Raw genomic sequence first — 6,035 nt, 5'->3', positions numbered from 1 at the left:
GCCGCGCACCGGTGGCTCGCGGCCGCAGCAGGGGTCGCGCGACACGACGCGTTCCGGGAAGCGGCAGGGCCCCCCGGCCGGGACGAACGGCCGGCCGGGTACCCGTCCCGGGGGCCGCACGACCTCGGCGGGGCGGCGGCCGGCCAATCCGCGACTGCTGCGCCAGCGGCTGGTGGTGTTCGTCGTGGTGACGCTGCTGGTGGCGCTGGGCATCGCGGCGGCGCAGGGCTGCCAGGGGCCGGCACGCGGGCTGGGCGGCACCGGGACCGGAGCGGGAGCCGGAGCCGGGATCGAGCAGCAGTACCAGGCGCCTCGGACGCAGACGCAGGCGCACGCCGTGCAGGAGTCGCCGCGGTCGTCCTGACGCCGGGACCGGCCGGGGCTGCCCGCGCTCAGCTCTCCGGGCGTCCCGTGGCCACCGCGTAGAAGGCGACGGCCGCCGCCGCGCCCACGTTCAGCGAGTCGACGCCGTGCGCCATCGGGATGCGGACCCATGCGTCGGCGGCCATCAGGGCCTGCGTGGACAGCCCGTCGCCTTCCGCGCCGAGCATCAGCGCCACCCGGTCCAGCCGGTGCGGGGCCGCCTCGTCGATGCTGGTGGCCTTGGCATCCGGGGTGAGGGCGAGGAGCCGGAAGCCGGCCTCCCGTACCCCTTCCAGCGTCTTGGGCCAGGCTTCGAGCCGGGCGTAGGGGACGGAGAACACCGCGCCCATGGAGACCTTGACGGAGCGCCGGTAGAGCGGGTCGGCGCAGTCCGGGGAGAGCAGGACCGCGTCCATGCCCAGGGCCGCCGCGCTGCGGAAGATGGCGCCGATGTTGGTGTGGTCGTTCACCGATTCCATGACCACCACCCGGCGCGCGGTGGCGAGCAGTTCGTCGGGGGCGGGCAGCGGCTTGCGCTGCATGGAGGCGAGCGCACCGCGGTGGACGTGGTAGCCGGTGACGCGTTCGGCCAGGTCGGGGGCGACGGCGTACACCGGCGCCGGGACCTCGTCGATGACATCGCGCATGACGTCGACCCACTTGGCCGAGAGCAGCATCGACCGCATCTCGTACCCGGCCTGCCGGGCGCGGCGGATCACCTTTTCGCCCTCGGCGATGAAGAGGCCTTCGGCGGGTTCGCGCCGTCGTCGCAGCTCGACGTCGGTCAGGCCGATGTAGTCGCTCAGCCGCGGGTCGTCGGGGTCGTCGACGGTGATGAGATCTGCCACAGGGTGATACTGCCTTGTCCGGTGTGTGGTGCCAACGCCTCGGATGGAGATGGGTAACCGCGGGTTACTTCACGCCTGGTCGACCGGCCGGTCCTGGCCGGTCCCCGGTGCGGAGTGCGGGCCGACGGCGACGACCTCGCCGATGACGATCACGGCGGGCGGGCGCACGTCCTCGGCGACCGCGCGCTCGCCGACGTCCGCGAGGGTCGCGTCGACCCGGCGCTGGGCGGCGGTGGTGCCCTCCTGGACGAGGGCGACCGGGGTGGCCGGGTCCTTGCCGTGGGCGATCAGGGCGGCGGCGATGGCGCCGATCTTGTCGACGGCCATCAGCAGGACGAGGGTGCCGCGCAGCCGGGCGATGGCCTCCCAGTCGACCAGCGAGCGCGGGTCCTCGGGGGCGACATGGCCGCTGACCACGGTGAACTCGTGGGCCACGCCCCGGTGGGTGACCGGGATGCCGGCCGCTCCGGGGACGGAGATGGTGCTGGAGATCCCGGGGACGACCGTGCAGGGGATGCCCTCGGCGGCCAGCGCCTGGGCCTCTTCCATGCCGCGGCCGAAGACGAACGGGTCGCCGCCCTTGAGCCGGACCACGGACTTGCCCGCCTTGGCGTGCTCGATGAGCGCCTGGTTGATCGCCTCCTGGGCCATGAACCGCCCGTACGGGATCTTCGCGGCGTCGATCACCTCGACGTGCGGCGGGAGTTCGTCGAGCAGGTCGCGCGGGCCGAGGCGGTCAGCGATGACCACGTCGGCCTCGGCGAGGAGGCGGCGGCCACGCACCGTGATCAGGTCCGGGTCGCCGGGGCCGCCGCCGACGAGCGCGACGCCGGGGGCGCGGGTGCGGTGGTGCGGGGCGGCGAGGGTGCCGTCGCGCAGGCCTTCGACGATGGCGTCGCGGATGGCGGCGGAGTGCCGGGGGTCGCGGCCCTGGGAGGTGGTGGTGAGGACGGCGACGGTCACGTTCTCGCTGCGGCCGGTGGCCGGGGTCCAGGCGGTGGCGGCCTCGGCGTCGTCGGCCCGGACGCACCAGGTGCGGCTGCGCTCGGCCTCGGCGGAGGCCGCGTCGTTGGCCGTGGTGTCGGAGGAGGCGATCAGGGCGTACCAGGTGTCGGCGAGGTCGCCGTCCTGGTAGCGGCGGCGCTCCCAGCGGATCTCCCCGGCGTCCGCCATGGCCTCGACGGAGGGCGTCGCGGACGGGGAGACGAGTGTGATGACCGCCCCGGTGGCGATGAGCTGCGGCAGCCGGCGCTGGGCGACCTGTCCGCCGCCGACGACGACGACGCGGCGGCCGTGCAGGCGCAGGCCGACGGGGTACGCGGGGTGGTCGACGCGGTCGGCGTGACCTGCGTGCTCAGCGTGGTCTGCGTGCTCGGCCATGGCGGTACGGGCTCCTCGGGCGGGTGCTGCGTAGGGGCCGCTGCGGCGGTGGAGCGGCTGTGACGTGCGGAAAGCTGAGGTCTGGGTCGGGAAACACGATACGGGGTGGGGGGATGAGCGCGGGGTGGGCGGCCGAAGGGGCGGGATGGGACGAAGGGGGAGAGTGGGGCGAGGGCTGAGACGGGGGTGGAGGCCCCCGCCTCACCCTTGCTACTTCTCCGTCACGCCCGCCGAGTCGAACGTGGCCACCTCGTGCATCGCGCGTGCCGCGCTCTGCACGATCGGGAGCGCCAGCAGCGCGCCGGTTCCCTCGCCCAGCCGCAGGTCGAGGTCGACCAGCGGGCGCAGGCCCAGCTTGTTGAGCGCGGCTACGTGGCCGGGCTCCGCGCTGCGGTGGCCGGCGATGCAGGCGGCCAGTGACTCGGGGGCGATGGCGCGGGCGACCAGGGCCGCCGCGCCCGCGCTCACGCCGTCCAGGATCACCGGCGTACGCAGGGAGGCTCCGCCCAGGAGGAAGCCGGCCATCGCCGCGTGCTCCAGGCCGCCGACCGCCGCGAGCACGCCGATCGGGTCGGCCGGGTCCGGCTGGTGCAGGTCGAGGGCGCGGCGGACGACGTCGACCTTGCGGGCGTGCATCTCGTCGTTGATGCCGGTCCCCCGGCCGGTCACCTCGGAGGCGTCGATCCCCGTGTACACGCAGATCAGGGCAGCCGACGCGGTGGTGTTGGCGATGCCCATCTCGCCGGTGAGCAGGGCCTTGTTGCCCGCCGCCACCAGGTCCCGGGCGGTCTCGATGCCCACCTCGATCGCGGCGAGGACCTCTTCCCGGGAGAGTGCGGGGCCCGTCGTGAAGTCCGCTGTTCCCGCGCGTACCTTGCGGGGCAGCAGACCCGGGGTCGCCGGCAGGTCCGAGGCCACGCCCACGTCCACAACACAGACCTCCGCACCGACCTGGGCCGCGAAGGCGTTGCAGACGGCTCCGCCGCCCAGGAAGTTCGCCACCATCTGGGCGGTGACCTCCTGCGGCCAGGCCGTGACGCCCTGGGCGTGCACGCCGTGGTCGCCGGCGAAGATCGCGACGGCCGCGGGCTCCGGGATCGGCGGCGGGCACATCCGCGAGAGCCCGGACAGCTGCGCGGAGATGATCTCCAGCATGCCGAGCGCGCCGGCGGGCTTCGTCATCCGCTTCTGGCGTTCCCACGCCTCGCCGAGCGCCTTCGCGTCCAGCGGGCGGATCGCGGAGATCGTCTCCTGGAGCAGGTCGTGCGGCTCGGCGCCGGGCAGCGCGCGTCGGCCGTACGTCTCCTCGTGGACGACCCAGGACAGCGGGCGGCGCTTGGACCAGCCCGCCTGCATCAGCTCGGGCTCCTCGGGGAACTCGTCGACGTAGCCGACGCACAGGTAGGCCACGACCTCCAGGTGCTCGGGGAGGCCGAGCGCGCGAACCATCTCGCGCTCGTCGAAGAAGCTGACCCAGCCGACGCCGAGGCCCTCGGCGCGCGCGGCGAGCCACAGGTTCTCGACGGCGAGGGCCGAGGAGTACGGCGCCATCTGCGGCTGGGTGTGACGGCCGAGGGTGTGGCGGCCGCCTCGGGTGGGGTCGGCGGTCACGACGATGTTGACCGGGGTGTCGAGGATCGCCTCGATCTTCAGTTCCTTGAACTGCTTCGCCCGGCCCTTGGGCAGCGACTTGGCGTAGGCGTCGCGCTGGCTCTGGGCCAGCTCGTGCATGGAGCGACGGGTCTCCGCCGAGCGGATGACGACGAAGTCCCACGGCTGCGAGTGGCCGACGCTCGGCGCGGTGTGCGCCGCCTCCAGCACCCGGAGCAGGACCTCGTGCGGAATCGGGTCGCTGCGGAAGCCGTTGCGGATGTCGCGGCGCTCGCGCATGACCCGGAGGACCGCTTCCCGTTCGGCGTCGTCGTAACCGGGGGCGGGCGGGGTGAACGGCTCGGCCTGTTCGGCGGGTTCCGCAGGTTCGGCGGAGCCCTCAAGCTGCTGTGCCGCCTCGTCCTGCCGGGGAGCCTCGGCCGGGTGCGGAGCCTCGGTGGGCTGCGGTGCCTCAGTCGGTTCCTGATGGTCGGCGGCCGGTGCCTGCTGGTCGGGCTCCGGGAGTTCGGGGGTCTCGATGACCTCGGGGCCGGTGCCGTCCTCGGCGTCGGGTGCGACCACGTCGGCCGCTTCTGTCGCCGTTGCCCCGCCGGGCTCGACAGCGGGCTCGGGGGCGGGAGCCGGGGTGGCTTCCTGCTCCGTCACGGGGAGTTGCTGGGCCGTCGGCTCCTGTGCCTCCGCTCCCTCCGTCCCGGGCTCGGCGGACTCCACCGGCGCCACGGGCTCCACCGGCTCCGCGGCCACGGGCTGTACGGGCTCGGGTGCGAGCGGCTCGGCCACCGGTTCCGCCGCGACGGCCTCGGGAGCCACAACGGCTTCCGGAGCCGGCACGACAGCTTCCGGAGCCGCGACGGCTGCCGGGCTCTCGGTCACTGCTGTCGCCGGGACCGGCTCGGGGGCCGGTTCGACGGGCTGCTCCTGCCCGGACCCCACCACCGCCTCGGGCTGTACCACCGGCTCGGGCTGTACCACCGGCTCGGGCTGTACCACCGGCTCGACGACCGGCGTGTCCTGTGCCGGGGCCTGGGGTTCGGGGGTCGCGGCCTCCACCGGGACGGCCGGTGCTTCGGGCTCCTGGGCCACGGCGGCACCGTGCTGCGCCTCCACCGGCTCCGGCGTCCCGGGCGCTGCCACCTCATCGGCCGGCGCCTGGACAGGCGGTTCTGCCTGTGCCTCCGGCAAGGCCGCATCGGGCTCCGGGGTGACGACGGGGCCGGCGGGAGGCACCTCCGCAACGGCCGGCTCGGGAACGACCGTTTCTGCCGGGACGGCCTGCGGAACCGGCTCGGGCCGCGCACCGGCAGCGGGCTGCACCGGCTGCTCCGGCTGCTCGACCGGGGCCACGGAAACCGCCGCCGGGGCCGACACGGCCACCGGTTCGGCCGGCTGAACCGCCTGAACCGGCTCCCCCGCCTCGACCACAGCCTCAGCCTCGGACTGCTCAACCACCGCAGCCTCGGCCACGGCCTGTTCAACCACCGGCTGTTCGGCCTCGACCGCCTGAGCCTGCTCCGGCTGCTGAGCCGTCCCGGCGGGGGCCTGCTCGGCAGGGGCCTGCTCGCCGGGGGCCTGCTCGATGGGCGCCGGCTCCGCAACGGCCTGCTCCGGCTCCGGTTGCGGCGGCTGCGCCCCCCACGGGGCGCCGGCCTGCGGCGGGATCTCGCCCAGCTGCGGGCCGGGCAGGGTCGAGGGGTCCTCGGCCGGGACCTCGAAGCTCTCGGGGCCGGCCGTCGACGGGCCCGCGTGGCGTGCGGGGGCAGCGGTCCGGGTGGCTCCGGCGGGGCCCCGGTCGGCCAGCGAACGCACGACGCCACCCTGCGTACCGCCGTACGT

At 74.9% G+C, this 6,035-nt stretch carries 3 protein-coding genes and 1 pseudogene; 1 reads left to right on the top strand and 3 read right to left on the bottom strand.

The genetic code is table 11. The annotated features are described in order from the left end of the window. Nucleotides 1-364: pseudogene (locus tag CR470_RS34895) on the top strand (serine/threonine protein kinase); the annotation flags it as partial. A 28-nt stretch (nucleotides 365-392) separates the two neighbouring features. On the opposite strand, the gene CR470_RS34890 reads toward CR470_RS34895, so the two are convergent. The 3 genes from CR470_RS34890 to cobT all read right to left on the bottom strand — a co-directional run. Next, nucleotides 393-1,211 (bottom strand): TrmH family RNA methyltransferase, encoded by an 819-nt coding sequence (locus tag CR470_RS34890; RefSeq protein WP_097871468.1) that lies wholly within the window; start codon nucleotides 1,209-1,211, stop codon nucleotides 393-395. Between the two features lie 69 nt (nucleotides 1,212-1,280). Then, nucleotides 1,281-2,591 carry a uroporphyrinogen-III C-methyltransferase gene (cobA, locus tag CR470_RS34885; RefSeq protein WP_097871466.1) on the bottom strand — a complete coding sequence of 437 codons (1,311 nt, stop codon included), beginning with the start codon at nucleotides 2,589-2,591 and terminating at the stop codon, nucleotides 1,281-1,283. A 210-nt stretch (nucleotides 2,592-2,801) separates the two neighbouring features. Beyond that, nucleotides 2,802-6,035: nicotinate-nucleotide--dimethylbenzimidazole phosphoribosyltransferase (gene cobT, locus CR470_RS34880; RefSeq protein ID WP_257139023.1), on the bottom strand; the 3,234-nt coding region annotated here is incomplete at its 5' end.

The sequence above is a fragment of the Streptomyces sp. rh34 genome (genome assembly GCF_002551245.1).
Lineage (GTDB): Bacteria > Actinomycetota > Actinomycetes > Streptomycetales > Streptomycetaceae > Streptomyces.
Note: the sequence above shows the minus strand (reverse complement) of the source record. Positions and strands in the feature narration are given on the sequence as shown.

What these genes read in the sequence shown, in the direction of transcription:
- cobA (WP_097871466.1), bottom strand. Translation starts at nt 2,591, where the DNA reads ATGGCCGAGCACGCAGACCACGCTGAGCACGCAGGTCACGCCGACCGC.